10 protein-coding genes are annotated in these 17,721 nt (G+C 62.5%); 7 read left to right on the plus strand and 3 right to left on the minus strand.

Annotated elements, in window-relative coordinates; all coding sequences use genetic code 11:
* Nucleotides 1–63 precede the first annotated feature (63 nt).
* On the minus strand, nt 64–3,096 hold the full coding sequence (locus tag HBO05_RS24625; RefSeq protein WP_172314416.1) for a membrane-targeted effector domain-containing toxin: 3,033 nt from the start codon (nt 3,094–3,096) through the stop codon (nt 64–66).
* Nucleotides 3,097–3,160: 64 nt separating this feature from the next.
* The gene (gene treR / locus HBO05_RS24630) at nt 3,161–3,865 is read right to left on the minus strand and encodes a trehalose operon repressor (RefSeq protein WP_169956677.1); all 705 of its coding nucleotides are present in this window, start codon (nt 3,863–3,865) and stop codon (nt 3,161–3,163) included.
* 200 nt (nt 3,866–4,065) lie between these two features.
* Here treR and treP point away from each other — a divergent pair, with 200 nt between their 5' ends.
* From treP to HBO05_RS24655, 5 genes are all read left to right on the plus strand, one after another.
* Nucleotides 4,066–5,508 (plus strand): PTS system trehalose-specific EIIBC component, encoded by a 1,443-nt coding sequence (gene treP / locus HBO05_RS24635; RefSeq protein WP_170042963.1) that lies wholly within the window; start codon nt 4,066–4,068, stop codon nt 5,506–5,508.
* Nucleotides 5,509–5,627: 119 nt separating this feature from the next.
* The gene (gene treC / locus HBO05_RS24640; protein WP_172314418.1) at nt 5,628–7,274 is read left to right on the plus strand and encodes an alpha,alpha-phosphotrehalase; all 1,647 of its coding nucleotides are present in this window, start codon (nt 5,628–5,630) and stop codon (nt 7,272–7,274) included.
* A 71-nt stretch (nt 7,275–7,345) separates the two neighbouring features.
* Entirely contained in the window at nt 7,346–8,566 is a 1,221-nt protein-coding gene (locus HBO05_RS24645; RefSeq protein ID WP_170042961.1) for a carbohydrate porin, read from the plus strand.
* Between the two features lie 169 nt (nt 8,567–8,735).
* Nucleotides 8,736–11,267: a phosphoenolpyruvate--protein phosphotransferase gene (gene ptsP, locus HBO05_RS24650; RefSeq protein ID WP_172314420.1), complete on the plus strand. Its 2,532-nt coding sequence runs from the start codon at nt 8,736–8,738 to the stop codon at nt 11,265–11,267.
* Between the two features lie 2 nt (nt 11,268–11,269).
* Nucleotides 11,270–11,554: a PTS transporter subunit EIIB gene (locus tag HBO05_RS24655; RefSeq protein ID WP_169956669.1), complete on the plus strand. Its 285-nt coding sequence runs from the start codon at nt 11,270–11,272 to the stop codon at nt 11,552–11,554.
* 139 nt (nt 11,555–11,693) lie between these two features.
* On the opposite strand, the gene mltF is transcribed toward HBO05_RS24655, so the two are convergent.
* The gene (gene mltF, locus HBO05_RS24660) at nt 11,694–13,154 is read right to left on the minus strand and encodes a membrane-bound lytic murein transglycosylase MltF (RefSeq protein WP_172314422.1); all 1,461 of its coding nucleotides are present in this window, start codon (nt 13,152–13,154) and stop codon (nt 11,694–11,696) included.
* Between the two features lie 287 nt (nt 13,155–13,441).
* Between mltF and purL the strand changes: the two genes are divergently transcribed.
* Nucleotides 13,442–17,338, plus strand: coding sequence for a phosphoribosylformylglycinamidine synthase (gene purL / locus HBO05_RS24665; RefSeq protein WP_169956698.1), 3,897 nt, complete (start codon nt 13,442–13,444; stop codon nt 17,336–17,338).
* A gap of 4 nt (nt 17,339–17,342) precedes the next feature.
* Nucleotides 17,343–17,654 (plus strand): YqfO family protein, encoded by a 312-nt coding sequence (locus HBO05_RS24670; RefSeq protein ID WP_169956665.1) that lies wholly within the window; start codon nt 17,343–17,345, stop codon nt 17,652–17,654.
* The last annotated feature ends 67 nt before the right edge of the window (nt 17,655–17,721 follow it).

Genomic DNA, 17,721 nt, shown 5'->3' on the forward strand with positions numbered 1-17,721 from the left:
GCCTCGGCTTGTCATGGGCGCCCCGCGCGGCAGGCGTTTTACTGCCTGGCGCGCGCGGGGGCGTCAAGCGGGCAGCCGGCATTGCAGGTTCAAGCCCATATTGGTGAGGGCGCTGGACAGCTTTTCCAGGGTCGCGAAGTGCACGTTATGTACCCCGGGCCAGGCCGGCCGGTCGATGGAGAAACTACCATCGGCCAATCGGTTGATGGGGGTGCGGACGACGCTCATGGCGCGGCTGTGATGCAGCAGGGTATAGCGGCCCTGGCTTGCATCGATCAGGTACATGCCCTTGCGAAACAGCAGCCGCTGGTTTTGCTCCAGGGTCCTGTGCACCAGCGGGGCCTCCACTTGCACCCGCAGGTCGGCATGCAAGGTGTCGAAGCTGTCTCCGACGTGTTCGTGGGCAGGTGCACTGTCGCGGTCGATGTCGATGCCGGGGTCAATGCGTATGTCGCTGCCTTGCCCGGGAAGCACCTCCTCGACCCGCAGTCCGATGCCGCCGTGCAGTTCACTGATACCGGCAAAGCCATTGAAGGTATTGATGTTTCGCGCGCCAGTGAGCACCAGCCACTTGCCGCCGCCATTGAGGGTCTGGTCGGCCTGGATAATGGTATGGGCGAGGTAGTTACTCATCGCTTGCTCTGAAAGGTTGGCGGTGGGATTGGGGTACTTGTAGTGGGCGACGCAGTCCAGAGCCTGCACGCGGATGCCATTGGCCCTGGCAGTCTTGACCAACTCCAGCTCGTTGTACTGGCCTGCCGGGTCGGTGCCCAGCCGGTTCAGGTAGCTTTCCAGGTCTTCGGACATCACCCCGGTGCGCGAATAGAGGTTCAAGTCATCCTGGACAAAATCGTTGAGCAGGCGGCGCAGATATAGGGTCTTCACACCTTTGCGCGCGAAGAGGGGCAGGTTGTCGATCACCAGGCGGGTGCTGGCGATGCGGTCCAGGGTTTCACCGATGACGTATCCGGGTATGTCTTCGGGCAGGCGCTCGATGATTTCGGCAAAGGGCGTAGTGGGCTCGAACGCGGGGATGTCCGGGCGCGCTGGAAGTCGGGTCCAGGGCAGTTCGGTAAAGAAGTCTTTCGCCGTTTGCAGCAGTTTGTCGTGAGTGACGCCGAAGTAATACGTGAAGCGGTCGATGCGCCCGAAGCGGCTTTGAACATGGGTTTCAGGCAGGCCCAGTACCCACTTTCTTATGTGCGTGCGGGTCGAGGGCGGGGTGTCGAAGGGGGTAGTGACCCGGCGCAGCGGGTTGACGGGGGCAGTCACCGGTTCCTCGCTAGGGGAGGGCGCTGGCGTGTGTGCGGCCTTGCTGGAGTTGCCGCCACCGCCTTTCAACCCTTTGCTGGCGCTGACGGGTTCCCATTCGTTGAGTTCGTTCAGGCGCACTGGCAGCGAGCCGGAAAAGCCATGGGGGTTACTTGGGTCGACGATCGCCCAGAAACCGTGGCCGTTGGGGTCGGCCTCGTAGCGTACGTAATAGGCTTCATCGTTGAGCATAATGGCGTGCTGCGGCATGCCGCTGGAGGTTTTGAGGGTATAGACCTGGTGAAACTTGCCGGGTGCGGTGTTGAGGGTTTCACCTTCCAGGATCAGGTTGCTTTGGTAGCTGGCAGGTACGGTCGGTTCTGGCGACATGGGTATAACGGCGGGCGTAGTGTGTTCAATCGCCACGGTATCGACTGTTTCGGCGATCTGCGGCATGACGCCGTCGGCCTTCAGCAGCGTCAGGTTGAACACCGCATCGATAGCACTGAGGACCGCGCCCAGCGCTCCCGCGCGGCGTTCGGCCGGGGTTTTGCCATTGATTGCCTGGTCGATATTCAGGCCCAGACTGGCCACGCTGGCGCCCATCACCACCAGGGCCACCGGCCAGCCTGCCACGGCCATTGGTCCGAAGGTCTTGCCAAAGGCGGCCAGGTAGCCGATCCACAGCTTCTTGCGCAGGTCGCCGTTGCTCTGCAGGGAGAACTGCGCATCGTTGTCCATGCGCGCACGGCTCGACTGTGCGAGCCAGGTAAAGGCGTCGCCGTCGAGGGGCTGGTCGGCTTGATTGATCAGGTGGTGGTCCCACGTGCCCCAGTCGATAAACAGCTGGTCGAGTTGGTGGTACAGGCCTTTGTCCACCCAGTCTGGCGGCAGGGTGCCGGCCACGGCCTGGGCGGTGCGGTAGATCAGCACGGGCGTCAGCAGCATTTGCTTCCAGGTCACGGCGTCGGTGTCGTCCTGCTGGACCTGGGCCGACAAGGGGAAATGGGCCATGAAACGCTCGCGGTTATCGGCGCGGTTGGTCTGGTTCAACAGCCAGAAATGCAGGTCGGCAGGCGTCTCAAGGCAGTGGAAGGCCTGGGCCTCGCCGGGCACGTAGAGGATTTGCCGACCATCGCCATCGACAATACGCAGGATGTCCGTGGCGATATGCCCGCCAATATCCAGTGCCGCCACGCGTAGCCCGCTTGCCGGGGTTGCCTCGGCTTGCAGGTCGGGCAGGGTCGGCGGCCAGCCCAGGTTGCCGGCAAGGGCCTTGATCACCTTCTGCAACTGCTCCTCGTCGAGGTGCCCGGCCTGTCGCGCTTGCAGGGCCTGGGCCAGGCAATTGACCTTGGCCAGGGTGCGGAAATGGTGGTGGTGGGTACTCCAGAATTGCTCCACGCGCGTGGTGTAGCGATCGCTGAAATTGATCGCCCAGAAATCATGGAGCACGGCGCTGGCGGACAGCTGCACTTCGTTGTGCTGATCGAACACTCGCACCTGGGCACCCTCGCTGTAGAAGCCGCCATCGCCGTCGAGCAGGTCGGCATTATCCTGGTCATGCACCTCGAAGCGGTGCATGACCAACTGCGTCAGGGTCATCGACGCCTGGGGTTTTTCGTTATGGCTCCAGCCGGTAAAGGTCGCCGGATCACCGGTGCCGCGGTTGAAGCGGTGCCAGTACACCTGATCGGGATCCAGGTGCGCCAGGCCATGTTTCGTGAGGATTTCACCGGCGGCCTCGATGGCCATCGCCTGCATGTTCGGGCAGGCATCCAGTACCACGGGGGCCAGGGCGCGAAGTTGTTGCTGGGCGGCGGGGGATGTGTCGGCAAGTGGCATGCTGCTCTCCTTGAGGGGGGGAGGCGAGCATGCCAAGCGCTTCAGAGTGGGTGTGGGTAGATAATTAACGCCGGGCGATATCGGAGAAGTAGAACTTATCCAGGGTATGCCGCGACTCGGTGTACTCGAACTGGCGCCCATCCTGCAAAAACGTCTGGTTGCTCACCACGATCACATGGCTCTGGCCGTCGAGGTCCAGGTGCGCCTGGTCGTCCTTGCTGCGGGGCAGGGCTTCGATGGTGCGCTGGGCGTAGCTGATCTGCAGGTGCAGGGTTTGTTCGATGAAGGCGTAGATCGACTGTTCGGCAATCGTCTGGTCCAAGCCCGGGATCAGCTCGGCAACGAAGTGGTTGATATCGAGGATCACCCGTTTGCCGCCAATGCGCCGCACGCGCTTGATGCGGGTGATCAGGGTGCCGGGGTCGGCCTCGATGTGTTGCAGCAGCGAACCTTCCAGCGGGAGTTGGGTGAACTCAACCACTTCGGTGCGTACGTCATCGCCCAGGTCGGCGTGGGTTTCGTGGAAGCTGACGATGCCGCCCAGTTGAAACTCAATCGGGTTGGGCGACAGCACGAAGGTGCCCTTGCCGTGGATTTTTTGCGCAAACCCGCGCTCCTGCAACTGCTCGATGGCCCGGCGCACGGTGCCGCGGCTGGCCTGGTAGGTCTGCATCAATTCGGTTTCAGAAGGCAGGCGCGTGCCGCGTTGCAGGCGTTCGGTGGTGATGCTGGCAAGCAGATCGGTGTAGATCTGGTTGTATTTACTCATGGAGAGGGCTCTGTGCCGCGTTTGCGTTCAAGGCAGGAACCTTAGTGGCACAGGTGGGCTTTGTCCATTGGACCCTTGGAAAGCGCTGGGCGAATATTTTTACAACTCGTACAGACGAGTTGTTGCTTTAACTCGTACAGACGAGTACTTTTGCCCTCGGCGTGCTGCCAATAACAAGAATCTAAAGTGGAAGACCAAGCATGAGCCACGACTATTCCAACATTGCCCGCGAGATTCTCCTGAACCTCGGCGGCAGCGATAACCTTGAGCAAGCGGCCCACTGCGTGACGCGCCTGCGCCTGGCGCTCAAGGACCCGAGCTTGGTCAACGCCAGTGCGTTGAACCAGGTCGACCTGGTCAAGGGCTCGTTCTTCACCGGCGGGCTGTTCCAGATCGTCATCGGCCCCGGCGAAGTAGAAAAGGTCTACGCCGCCCTGCGCGAACAGACCGGCCTGGCCGCCGCCACCATCGCCGACGTGAAGAAAAAGGGCGCCGACAAGACCAACGCCATGCAGCGCCTGGTGCGGGTGTTCTCCGATGTGTTCATGCCCATCCTGCCGGCGCTGATCATTGCCGGCCTGCTAATGGGCATCAACAACCTGATGGGCGCCAAGGGCATGTTCATCGAGGGCCAGACGTTGCTGGAGGCCTATCCGAACCTGGATGGCCTGTGGAGCCTGATCAACCTGATGGCCAACACCTCGTTTGTGTTCCTGCCGGCGCTGGTGGGCTGGTCGGCGGCCAAGCGTTTTGGTGGCAGTGAAATCCTCGGCATCGTGCTCGGCCTGATGCTAGTCCACCCGGACCTGCTCAATGCCTGGAACTACGGCAAGGCGGTGGCCGGGCTCGACGGCCAGAGCCTGCCGTACTTCGACATTCTGGGCTGGTTCCAGATCGAGAAGGTTGGCTATCAAGGCCAGATCCTGCCGATCCTGATGGCCGCCTACGTCATGAGCGTAATTGAAAAATGGCTGCGGGCGCGGGTGCCGAATGCCATTCAATTGCTTGTCGTGCCGATCACCACCATCGTTGTCACCGGCGTGCTGGCCCTGGCGATCATCGGCCCGGTCACCCGGCACCTCGGCATCCTGATCACCGAAGGCGTGGTCACCCTGTTTGACCTGGCGCCAATGGTGGGCGGGGCGATTTTCGGCCTGCTGTATGCGCCGCTGGTGATTACCGGCATGCACCACATGTTCCTTGCCGTGGACCTGCAACTGATCTCGACCCAGGGTGGCACGTTTATCTGGCCGATGATCGTCATGTCCAACCTGGCCCAGGGCAGTGCGGCCCTCGGCGTGTTCTACATGAGCCGCAATGCGCGAGACAAAAGCATGGCCTCGACCTCGGCGATTTCCGCCTACTTCGGCATCACGGAGCCGGCGATGTTCGGGGTCAACCTGCGCTTCAAGTTTCCGTTCTATGCCGCGTTGCTGGGTTCGGCCCTGGGCAGCATTTTCCTCTCGCTGAACAAGGTCCAGGCCTCGGCCATCGGGGTTGGCGGCTTGCCCGGATTCATCTCGATCATCCCGCAATACATCCCAAGCTTTGTCATCGGCATGGCCGTCGCGATTGTGGTGCCGTTTGTTTTGACCTGTGGGTTAAGCATGAAAATTGTGCGGCCGGGTTATCGCGTCGCCTGATAGATCGCTATCGCAGGCAAGCCAGCTCCCACAGAGGAATGCATTTCAACTGTGGGAGCCGGGCTTGCCCGCGATGAGGCCCGCAAGGCCGCTACACCACTCAATTGAAGGAACCCACCATGCAAGACTGGCAACACTCGGTGATCTACCAGATCTACCCCAAAAGCTTCCACAGCCACGCGGGTAACACCACCGGTGACCTGCTGGGCATCGTGGACAAGCTCGACTACCTCCAGTGGCTGGGCGTCGATTACCTGTGGATCACCCCGTTCCTGCGCTCGCCCCAGCGCGACAACGGCTACGACATCAGCGACTACTACGCCATCGACCCCAGCTACGGGACTATGGCCGACTGCGACCTGCTGATCAGCGAAGCAGCCAAGCGCGGCATCAAGCTGATGCTTGATATTGTGGTCAACCACACCTCCATCGAGCACGAGTGGTTCCAGCAGGCACGCAGCAGCCTCGACAACCCGTACCGCGACTTCTACATCTGGCGCGACCAGCCGAACAACTGGCAATCCAAGTTCGGCGGTTCGGCCTGGGAATACGAGGCGCAGACCGGCCAGTATTTCCTGCACCTGTTCGACCACACCCAGGCCGACCTCAATTGGGACAACCCCAAGGTGCGCGCCGAGGTCTACAAACTCATGCGCTTTTGGCGTGACAAGGGCGTGGGCGGCTTCCGTCTGGACGTGATCAACCTGATCTCCAAGCCGGCGGATTTCCCCGAAGACAACAGCGACGGCCGGCGCTTCTACACCGACGGCCCGAACGTGCATGCCTACCTGCAGGAAATGCACCGCGAAGTGTTCGAGGGCCACGCGCTGATCAACGTCGGCGAGATGTCCTCCACCAGTCTCGAACATTGCATTCGCTACTCTGGCCCTGAGTCGAAAGAACTGTCGATGACCTTCAACTTTCATCACTTGAAAGTCGATTACCCCAACCTGCAAAAGTGGGTGCGCGCCGACTTCGATTTCCTGCAGCTCAAGCAGATCCTTTCCGATTGGCAAATGGGCATGCAGGCCGGTGGCGGCTGGAACGCGCTGTTCTGGTGTAACCACGACCAGCCGCGGGTGGTCTCGCGATTTGGCGATGACGGCGAGCACCGCGTGGTCTCGGCCAAGATGCTCGCCACCGCTTTGCACTTCCTGCAGGGCACGCCGTTTGTGTACCAGGGCGAAGAGCTGGGCATGACCAATCCGGGCTTTGACAGCATCGAGCAGTACCGTGATGTCGAGACCCTGAACATCTACCGCCTCAAGCGCGATGCCGGTGAGTCCGAGGCCTCGAGCATGGCCGCGATCATGCAGAAGTCCCGTGACAACGGGCGCACGCCGATGCAGTGGAACAGCCAGGCCAATGCCGGTTTCAGCCGCGCTGAACCGTGGATCGGCATCCCGGCCAATGCGGCGCAGATCAATGTCCAGAGCCAGCTGGATGACCCGGATTCGGTGCTGCATCACTACCGGGCCTTGATCGTTTTGCGGCGCCTTGAGCCGCTGATCCAGGAGGGGGTTTACCGCCAACTGCTACAGGACCACGACAAGGTCTGGGCGTACCTGCGCGAAGGCCATGGCGAACGCCTGCTGGTGCTGAACAACTTCTACGGCCAGCCCTGCGAAATCCAACTGCCTCACAGCGTGATTAGCGCGACGAGCGCGCAACGCCTGCTGATCAGCAACTACCCCGACTGCCCGGTGCGCACCGACACGCTCATCTTGCGTCCTTACGAGTCTTTTGTGCTGCACCTGACCGACTGAAACATCCCCTTTTCAGGAGCCGGTTTGCCGGCTCCGACAGGGAAAAAATAAAAAAAATAATGGAGCGCTTCATGAAAACAACAATAAAGCTGGGCCTCGTCGCATCCTGCCTGACCCTGCCCCTGGCGGCCCACGCCCTGGAATTTGCCGGCTACCTGCGTAGCGGCGCCGGCACCTCGACCGGCAGCGGCCCGCAGCAATGTTTCCAACTGCCGGGCGCTCAATCCAAGTACCGCCTGGGTAACGAATGCGAGCAATATGCCGAGCTGGAATTGCGCCAGGACCTGTTCACCCTGGACGACGGTTCGGTGCTGAGCGTGGATGCCATGGCCTCGCTGTATAACAAATACGACCGCGAACTGAAGTTCCAGGGCGAAAACAACGGCTCGGCGCGCATGCCACAGATGTATGCGCAATGGTCGAACATGCCCAGCCTCAACGGCGGCTCACTGTGGGCCGGTCGGCGCTACTACAAACGTAACGACATCCATATTTCCGACTTCTACTACTGGAACCAGAGCGCCACCGGCGGCGGCATCGAGGACGTGCTGATCGGCGATCTGAAGTACAGCTACGCCCTGTCGCGCAAGGACAACCTGTACCAGAAGCAATACGCCACCCGTCACGACTTCAACGTCGCAGGCTTCAAGACCAACCCCGGCGGCGAACTGGAACTGGGCCTGAGCTATATCGAACAGGCGGGCGGGCGCGACACCCACAGCGGCTGGGCCCTCACTGCGCAGCATGTGCAGGCCGCGTTCCTCGGTGGCAAGAACAAGTTCGCCCTGCAGTACGGCGAAGGGCCGGGCACCGGCCTGGGCTACACCGGGAATACAGCTCTGGAGCGCAGTAGCAAAAGCTACCGCGCGGTGGAGTTTTTTGACTGGCAAGTGACCCCGCGTTTTGGCGGCCAGGTGGAGGCGGTGTACCAGAAAGACGTGCGCCCCGGCAGCCAGGACCAGACCTGGATGTCTGTCGGTGTGCGCCCGGCGTATGCCATCAGCGAACAGTTCAAGCTGGTCACCGAACTGGGCCACGATCAGGTCGACGCCAGCGGCGGCACGCGCAAACTCAGCAAGTTCACCTTCGCCCCGACCTGGTCGCCCAAGGGCCCGGATTTCTGGGCGCGGCCGGAGGTGCGTTTGTACTACACCTATGCCACCTGGAACCAAGCAGCCAAGCGCGCGGCCAATGAACTGGCGGCGGGTTCGGCGTTGTCCGACACCGGCTCCTATGGCACCGCGCGCCACGGTTCCAACTTCGGTGTGCAGGTCGAATACTGGTGGAAATAAACACCGGCTTTATGTGGGAGCCGGGCTTGCCCGCGATACAGGCGGCTCGGTATTCCAATGAGACCGCGTTGATGCAATCGCAGGCAAGCCAGCTCCCACAGGGGCCCATTTCACCCCGGGACGTGTACTCGGCCCATGTTTTTTACAGAACCAAACAGCAGGTGATGTCATGACCACAACTCAACCCCTGGAACTGCTGGCGCCCCTGGCGGGTGTGCTGTTGCCCCTGGACCAGGTGCCGGATCCGGTGTTCTCCAGCCGCCTGATTGGCGACGGCGTGTGTATCGATCCCACCTCGCAGACCCTCTGCGCGCCGCTGGCCGGGGTGATCAGCAATATCCAGGACAGTGGGCATGCGGTCAGCGTCACCGACGACCAGGGCGTGCAAGTGCTGATGCATATCGGCCTGGACACCGTGAACCTGGCGGGCAAGGGCTTCACCCGGCTGGTCGAGGAAGGCCAGCGGGTTGAGGCGGGCCAGCCTTTGATCGAATTCGATGGCGACTTTATCGCGCTCAATGCCCGTAGCTTGCTGACCCTGATGCTGGTGGTCAGCGGTGAGCCATTTGTGCTGCTGGCGGCGGGCGCGGGGTTGGTGGAAACCGGGCAACCGTTGTTGCGTGTGACGCCGGTAATACGCGCCGCCAACGATGACGAGGAGGAGGGTGACGCACTGTTCTCCAAGCCCCTGAAGCTGCCCAACGCCAACGGTTTGCATGCCCGCCCGGCGGCGGTGCTGGCCCAGGCGGCCAAGGCTTTTAAGGCGAGCATCTGCCTGCACAAGCAAACCCAGAGCGCCAACGCCAAGTCCCTGGTGGCGATCATGGGCTTGCAAACGGTACGGGGCGATATCCTGCAAGTGAGCGCGGCGGGGGAGGATGCCGCGGCGGCGATCCAGGCGTTGGTTACGCTGTTGACAGAAGGCTGTGGCGAAACCGTTGCGCTGGTGGCCGAGGTGGTTGAGCCAGTTGCGCCGCTGTCATCGGCAAGCGTGCTGCGTGGCGTATGTGCATCGCCGGGTTCGGCGTTTGGTCAGGTGGTGCAGGTGGCTGAGCCCGAGCTGAATGTGCCTGAGCAGGGGGCTGGCGAGACGCTGGAGCATGCCGCCCTGGCACGTGGCTTGCGCGCTGCAACCCAAGCGCTGCAAGTGTTGCAGGACAAGGCCGGTGGCAGTGCCCAGGCAGAGATTTTCCGCGCCCATCAGCAATTGCTCGAAGACCCGACCCTGCTTGAACAAGCCCAAGGCCTGCTCGCCCAAGGCAAGAGCGCCGCCTTTGCCTGGAACAGCGCCACACTCGCCACCGCCGGGCTGTTCGAGCAATCCGGCAGCTCCCTGCTGGCCGAACGCGCCGCCGATATGGCGGATGTTGGCCAGCGTGTGCTCAAGCTGATCCTCGGGGTGCAGGACGGCGCCTGGGAGTTGCCGGAGCAGGCAATCCTGATTGCCGAGCAACTGACACCCTCGCAAACCGCCAGCCTCGACCCGCGCAAGGTGTTGGGATTTATCACCGTTGCCGGCGGCGCCACCAGCCATGTCGCCATCCTTGCGCGTGCTTTGGGCTTGCCAGCGATGTGCGGGGTGCCAGCCCAGGTCCTGGACTTGCCCGAGGGCAAGCAAGTGTTGCTGGACGCCGATAAAGGCGAACTGCACCTGGACCCGGACCCGACGGTAATCGAGCGGCTGCGGGCCGTGCGCGCGCAACAGGTGTTGCGTCACCAGCGCGATGTGCAACAGGCCGCCTTGGCGGCTACCACGCGCGATGGTCATCATGTCGAGGTGACAGCCAACGTCGCTTCGCTGCAAGAAGTGCAGCAAGCCCTGGTCTTGGGGGCTGAGGGTGTCGGGCTGTTGCGCTCGGAGTTTCTCTACCTGGACCGCAACCGTGCGCCGAGCCCGCAGGAACAGGCCCAGACCTACAGCGCCATTGCCGGTGCCCTGGGCACCGAGCGCAACCTGGTGGTGCGCACCCTCGATGTGGGCGGTGACAAGCCTTTGGCCTACGTGCCGATGGACAGCGAGAGCAACCCCTTTCTTGGCCTGCGTGGCATTCGCCTGTGCCTGGAGCGTCCTGAGCTGTTGCGCGAGCAGTTGCGGGCAATCCTCGCCAGCGCGGGCTTGGCCCGGTTGCACATCATGTTGCCGATGGTCAGCCTGCTGTCGGAGCTGCGCCAGGCCCGCCAGATCCTCGAAGAGGAAGCGGCGGCCCTGGGGCTCACTGAACTGCCGAAACTGGGGATCATGATCGAGGTGCCGTCAGCCGCGTTGATGGCGGATGTGTTCGCGCCCCATGTGGATTTTTTCTCGATCGGCACCAATGACCTGACCCAATACACCCTGGCCATGGACCGCGACCACCCGCGCCTGGCCAGCCAGGCCGACAGCTTTCACCCGGCGGTGCTGCGCCTGATCGCCACCACGGTCAAGGCCGCCCATGCCCACGGCAAGTGGGTGGGGGTGTGTGGCGCGCTGGCGTCCGAAACGCTGGCGGTGCCGATGCTGATCGGGCTGGGGGTGGACGAGTTGTCCGTCAGCGTACCGCTGATCCCGAGCATCAAGGCCACGGTGCGTGAGCTGGACCTGGCGGACTGCCAACTGATCGCCCACCAGGTGTTAAACCTGGAAGAAGCCGCCCAGGTGCGCGAGGCCTTGAGCCAGTACCACGCGGCGACTGTGGAAACCTCACTGGTTGTGGAGAACTGAATATGTTCGAGAAATTGCAGCAGGCGTTCTGGAAAGCCCTGACCCCGGACCTGGTGGCAGAAACGGTGGTTGCCGAGCCGGCGGCTGATGCGATGCTGGCGCCTGAGGTGCTGAGTGCGTTGGGTGGGGCGAGTAATCTCAAGTCACAGCAGCGCGTGGCATTGACCCGGATCCGCGTGCAGCTACAGGACCCGGCGCGGGTGGACGAGGCGGCGCTGAAGGCGGCGGGTATCACGGCGGTGATGGTACTGGCGGGTGGGGTAGTACATCTGATCACCGGCCTGTAGAACACCACAAAACCCAATGTGGGAGCGGGCTTGCCCGCGATAGCGGTGGGTCAGTCAAATACTCATCAACTGACCCACCGCGATCGCGGGCAAGCCCGCTCCCACATTGGGTTTTGTGGTGTCTGGTCGTTCCCAGGGGTCAGAGTTGGGGGGTATCTTGCGGCGGCTTGGTCTTGTCCACGCCCGGCACATGCAGATTGCCTTCCACCACCTGGTTGCCCTCCAGCTGTGGCTGGGTCACCCAGGTCAGGATGTCGTAGTAACGGCGGATGTTGGCCACGAAGTGCACCGGCTCACCGCCCCGGGCGTAGCCGTAGCGGGTCTTGCTGTACCACTGCTTCTGCGACAGGCGCGGCAGCATTTTCTTCACGTCCAGCCATTTGTTCGGGTTCAGGCCTTCCTTTTGCGCCAGCTTGCGCGCGTCATCCAGGTGACCGCCGCCGACGTTGTAGGCCGCCAGGGCAAACCAGGTGCGATCAGGTTCGAGAATCTTGTCGTCCAGTTCGCTCTTGATCATCGCCAGGTACTTGGCGCCACCCTTGATGCTCTGCCGGGCGTCGAGGCGGTTGGATACGCCCATGGCCTGGGCGGTGTTCTGGGTCAGCATCATCAGGCCACGCACGCCGGTCTTGGAGGTGACCGCCGGCTGCCACAATGACTCCTGATAACCAATGGCCGCCAACAGCCGCCAATCGACCTTTTCTTCCTTGGCCGAGGTCTTGAAAAACTTCTCGTACTTGGGCAGGCGCTGCTGCAAGTGCTGGGCAAAGGTGTAGGCGCCCACGTAGCCCAGCACATCGACATGCCCGTAATAACGATCCTTGAGGCGCTGCAGGGTGCCGTTCTTCTCGACCTTGTCGAGGTAGCTGTTGACCTCGTTGAGCAGGCTGTTGTCTTCCCCGGCTGCCACGGCCCAGCTCTGGTTGCTGGCGTCGCCCAGGTCGAAGGCCACCCGCACGTTGGGGAAGTACACCTGGTTCATCGCCACTTCATTGGAGTCGACCAGGGTCAGGTCGATCTGCCCTTCATCGACCATGCGCAGCAGGTCGACTACTTCAACGGCGTCGGACTCTTCGTACTCAATCGCAGGATTCTGCTTTTTCAGCTCGGCCAGTTGCTCGGCGTGGGTGCTGCCCTTGAGCACCATGATCTTCTTGCCCACCAGGTCGGCCGCGTTGGTGGGGCGGGACTGGCCGTTGCGGTAAATGATCTGCGGGGTCACTTCCAGGTACGCATGGGAGAAGCGCACCTGCTGTTTACGCTGTTCGCTGCTGACCAGGCCGGCAGCGGCCAATACCGGGCCGTTGGGTTTGCCCAACTGGCCGAACAGGTCGTCGAGGTTGTCGGCAGTCTCGATTTCAAGCTTGACCCCCAGGTCGTCGGCAAAGCGCTTGACCAGTTCGTATTCGAAACCGGTTTCGCCGTTGCGGTCCTGGAAATAGGTGGCCGGACTGTTTCGGGTGATCACCCGCAATACGCCATCCTCCTTGATTCGCTCGAGCGTGCTGGGCTTATCAACACAGGCGCTGAGCATCAGGAAGAGTCCGGTGGCGAGGAGCCATTTGGCACATCGCGGGCGCAAAGCAGTTGGGGGGAACATCTGCGCAGTATACGCAAACGGCCCATGGCGCCATATCTCGACAGCATCGGCGTTGTCTGCTAGCGCCCGCGAAACTGTGCTGCAGCCCGCAGAAACGTGGCCTGGGGCGCGATTGTGACGGTTAAAATAACTGCGCCGCCGGCCCTGGAAAACGCCCCGATACCGTGCAATCGGTGCCAACTGACGTTCGGCAGCGGCCAGCGGTGCCGTTTCGGGTGCCGTTGGCGCAGGTTTACGCTAGAATGCACGGCCTCAAAGCACACCCCCTTCCCGAGGCTGTCCCGAAGATGTTGATCCTGCGCGGCGCTCCTGCCCTTTCTGCCTTTCGCCACAGCAAACTCCTTGAGCAACTGAGCCAGAAGGTTCCAGCTGTCACAGGCTTGTATGCTGAATTTGCTCACTTCGCCGACGTTAACGGCGTTTTGACCGCCGACGAACAGCAAGTGCTGGCACGCCTTCTGAAGTACGGCCCCAGCGTTCCCGTTCAAGAGCCGACCGGCCGCTTGTTCCTGGTTCTGCCGCGGTTCGGCACCATCTCGCCCTGGTCGAGCAAGGCCAGCGATATCGCCCGCAACTGTGGCCTGGAAAAAATCCAGCGTCTGGAACGCGGGATCGCCTTCTACGTGGCTGGCCAGTTCAGCGACGCCGAGGCCGAGCTGATCGCCAGCAGCCTGCACGACCGCATGACCCAGATCATCGTCAGCCAGCTGGAACAGGCTGGCGGCCTGTTCAGCCACGCCGAGCCCAAGCCGCTGACCGCGATTGACGTGCTCGGCGGTGGCCGCGCCGCCCTCGAGAAGGCCAACACCGAGCTGGGCCTGGCCCTGGCCGAAGACGAGATTGACTACCTGGTCAACGCCTTCAACGGCTTGCAGCGCAACCCCCACGACATCGAACTGATGATGTTCGCCCAGGCCAACTCCGAGCACTGCCGCCACAAGATCTTCAACGCCAGTTGGGATATTGACGGCCAGAGCCAGGAAAAAAGCCTGTTCGGCATGATCAAGAACACCTACGTGATGCACAGCGAAGGCGTTCTGTCGGCTTATAAGGACAACGCCTCGGTGATCGTCGGCTCTGTCGCCGGCCGTTTCTTCCCGGACCCGCAGACCCGCCAGTACGGCGCGGTGCAGGAGCCGGTGCACATCCTGATGAAGGTCGAGACCCACAACCACCCGACCGCGATTGCCCCGTTCCCGGGCGCAGCCACCGGCTCGGGCGGCGAGATCCGCGACGAAGGTGCCACCGGTCGTGGCGCCAAGCCCAAGGCCGGCCTGACCGGTTTTACCGTGTCCAACCTGCAGATCCCAGGTTTCGAACAGCCGTGGGAAGTGCCATACGGCAAGCCTGAGCGCATCGTCACCGCGCTGGACATCATGATCGAAGGCCCCCTGGGCGGCGCCGCGTTCAACAACGAATTCGGGCGTCCGGCCCTGACCGGTTACTTCCGTACCTTCGAGCAGTCCATCACCACCCCCCGTGGCGATGAAGTGCGCGGTTACCACAAGCCGATCATGTTGGCCGGCGGCATGGGCAACATCCGTGAAGACCACGTGCAGAAGGGCGAGATTCTCGTCGGCTCCAAGCTGATCGTCCTCGGCGGCCCGGCCATGCTGATCGGCCTGGGCGGCGGCGCGGCTTCCTCCATGGCCACCGGCACCAGCTCGGCGGACCTGGACTTCGCTTCGGTACAACGGGAAAACCCTGAGATGGAACGCCGTTGCCAGGAAGTCATCGACCGTTGCTGGCAGTTGGGTGACAAGAACCCCATCAGCTTCATCCACGACGTCGGCGCCGGCGGTCTGTCCAACGCCTTCCCGGAACTGGTCAACGATGGCGACCGTGGCGGCCGTTTCGAACTGCGCAACATTCCAAACGACGAGCCGGGCATGGCCCCGCACGAGATCTGGAGCAACGAATCCCAGGAACGCTACGTGTTGGCGGTGGGGCCTGCGGACTTCGAACGCTTCCAGGCGATCTGCGAGCGCGAGCGTTGCCCGTTTGCGGTCGTCGGCGAAGCAACCGCCGAGCCGCAACTGACCGTCACTGACAGCCACTTCGGCAACAGCCCGGTGGACATGCCCCTGGAAGTGCTGCTGGGCAAGGCTCCACGCATGCACCGCTCGGCGGTACGTGAAGCCGAGTTGGGCGATGATTTCGACCCAAGCAGCCTCGACCTGGCCGACAGCATCGAGCGCGTGCTGCACCACCCGGCCGTGGCGAGCAAAAGCTTCCTGATCACCATCGGCGACCGCACCATCACCGGCCTGGTGGCCCGTGACCAAATGGTCGGCCCATGGCAGGTGCCGGTAGCTGACGTTGCCGTGACCGCCACCAGCTTTGACGTGTACACCGGTGAAGCCATGGCCATGGGCGAGCGCACGCCGCTGGCCCTGCTGGACGCCCCGGCGTCGGGCCGCATGGCCATTGGCGAAACCATCACCAACATCGCCGCGTCGCGCATTGGCAAGCTGTCAGATATCAAGCTGTCGGCCAACTGGATGTCTGCTGCCGGCCACCCCGGTGAAGATGCGCGCCTGTACGACACCGTCAAGGCGGTCGGCATGGAGCTGTGCCCGGAACTGGGAATCACCATTCCGGTGGGCAAGGACTCCATGTCCATGGCCACTCGTTGGAACGATGAGGGCACCGACAAGAGCGTCACTTCGCCGCTGTCGCTGATCGTCACCGGCTTTGCGCCGGTCACCGACATCCGCCAGACCCTGACCCCGCAACTGCGCATGGACAAGGGCACCACCGACCTGATTCTGGTTGACCTGGGCCGTGGCCAGAACCGTATGGGCGCCTCGATCCTCGCCCAGACCCACGGCAAGCTTGGCAAACAGGCGCCGGACGTCGATGACGCCGAAGACCTGAAAGCCTTCTTCGCCGTGATCCAGGGCCTGAACGCCGACGGCCACCTGCTGGCCTACCACGACCGTTCCGACGGTGGTTTGCTGACCAGCGTCGTGGAAATGGCCTTTGCCGGTCATTGCGGCCTGAGCCTGAACCTCGACGGTCTGGCGGAAACTTCCGCTGACATCGCCGCCATCCTGTTCAACGAAGAACTGGGCGCGGTGATCCAGGTGCGCCAGGACGCGACCCCGGACGTGCTTGCACAGTTCAGCGCTGCTGGCCTGGGCGACTGCGTGGCGGTGGTTGGCCAGCCGATCAACAACGGCGTGATCAACATCGTCTTCAACGGCGACACCGTGTTTGAAGGCCAGCGCCGCCTGCTGCAACGCCAGTGGGCCGAGACCAGCTACCAGATCCAGCGCCTGCGCGATAACGTCGACTGTGCCGAGCAGGAGTTCGACGTGATCCTGGAAGAAGACAACCCGGGCCTGAGCACCAAGCTCAGCTTCGACGTCAACCAGGACATCGCCGCGCCGTACATCAAGAAAGGCATCCGGCCACAGGTTGCCGTACTGCGTGAGCAGGGCGTCAACGGCCAGGTCGAAATGGCGGCCGCGTTCGACCGTGCAGGCTTCAATGCGATCGACGTGCACATGAGCGATATCCTCGCCGGTCGCGTCGACCTCAATGAGTTCAAGGGCCTGGTGGCCTGCGGTGGTTTCTCCTACGGCGACGTATTGGGTGCCGGTGAAGGCTGGGCCAAATCGGCCCTGTTCAACAGCCGCGCGCGCGATGCGTTCCAGGGCTTCTTTGAACGCAACGACAGCTTCACCCTGGGTGTGTGCAACGGTTGCCAGATGATGTCCAACCTCAGCGAACTGATCCCGGGCAGCGAGTTCTGGCCGCACTTTGTGCGTAACCGTTCCGAGCAGTTCGAGGCCCGTGTGGCCATGGTGCAGGTGCAGGAATCGAACTCGATCTTCCTGCAAGGCATGGCCGGTTCGCGCATGCCGATTGCCATCGCCCACGGTGAAGGCCATGCCGAGTTCGAAAGCGAGGAAGCGTTGCTGGAAGCCGATCTGTCCGGCACCGTGGCCCTGCGTTTTGTCGACAACCACGGCAAGGTCACCGAAAGCTACCCGGCCAACCCGAACGGCTCGCCGCGCGGGATCACCGGGCTGACCAGCCGCGACGGTCGCGTGACCATCATGATGCCGCACCCGGAGCGGGTGTTCCGCGCCGTGCAGAACTCGTGGCGCCCGGAAGAGTGGAACGAAGACGGCGCGTGGATGCGCATGTTCCGTAACGCTCGTGTGTGGGTGAACTAAGGCGGTGTACAAGCTCAGCTTCTTTGTGCCCGACAGCCATGTGGAGACGGTGAAAAGCGCCGTCTTCGCGGCCGGTGGCGGGCGCATCGGCAACTACGACAACTGTGCCTGGCAAGTGCTGGGCCGCGGCCAGTTCCGCGCGATGGATGGCAGCCAGCCGTTTATCGGGCAGGTGGGCCAGGTCGAGGTGGTTGCAGAATGGAAGGTTGAGCTGGTGGTGGCCGATGCGTTGATCGTGGCGGTAGTTGCTGCGTTGAAGCTGAGTCATCCCTACGAGACACCGGCTTATGAGGTCTGGCAATTGGCGGATTTCTGATCCGCTGGCCGCTAGAACAAGAAACCCGCTGGGCCAGATTGGCCAGCGGGTTTTTTTTGCCTGTCAG

This window comes from Pseudomonas sp. WS 5079 (genome assembly GCF_012985465.1).
GTDB lineage: Bacteria > Pseudomonadota > Gammaproteobacteria > Pseudomonadales > Pseudomonadaceae > Aquipseudomonas.

Excerpts from the sequence above, each read along its gene's own strand:
- HBO05_RS24625 (WP_172314416.1), bottom strand. The coding sequence starts at position 3,096 with ATGCCACTTGCCGACACATCCCCCGCCGCCCAGCAACAACTTCGCGCC.
- treR (WP_169956677.1), bottom strand. The coding sequence starts at position 3,865 with ATGAGTAAATACAACCAGATCTACACCGATCTGCTTGCCAGCATCACC.
- treP (WP_170042963.1), top strand. The coding sequence starts at position 4,066 with ATGAGCCACGACTATTCCAACATTGCCCGCGAGATTCTCCTGAACCTC.
- treC (WP_172314418.1), top strand. The coding sequence starts at position 5,628 with ATGCAAGACTGGCAACACTCGGTGATCTACCAGATCTACCCCAAAAGC.
- HBO05_RS24645 (WP_170042961.1), top strand. The coding sequence starts at position 7,346 with ATGAAAACAACAATAAAGCTGGGCCTCGTCGCATCCTGCCTGACCCTG.
- ptsP (WP_172314420.1), top strand. The coding sequence starts at position 8,736 with ATGACCACAACTCAACCCCTGGAACTGCTGGCGCCCCTGGCGGGTGTG.
- HBO05_RS24655 (WP_169956669.1), top strand. The coding sequence starts at position 11,270 with ATGTTCGAGAAATTGCAGCAGGCGTTCTGGAAAGCCCTGACCCCGGAC.
- mltF (WP_172314422.1), bottom strand. The coding sequence starts at position 13,154 with ATGTTCCCCCCAACTGCTTTGCGCCCGCGATGTGCCAAATGGCTCCTC.
- purL (WP_169956698.1), top strand. The coding sequence starts at position 13,442 with ATGTTGATCCTGCGCGGCGCTCCTGCCCTTTCTGCCTTTCGCCACAGC.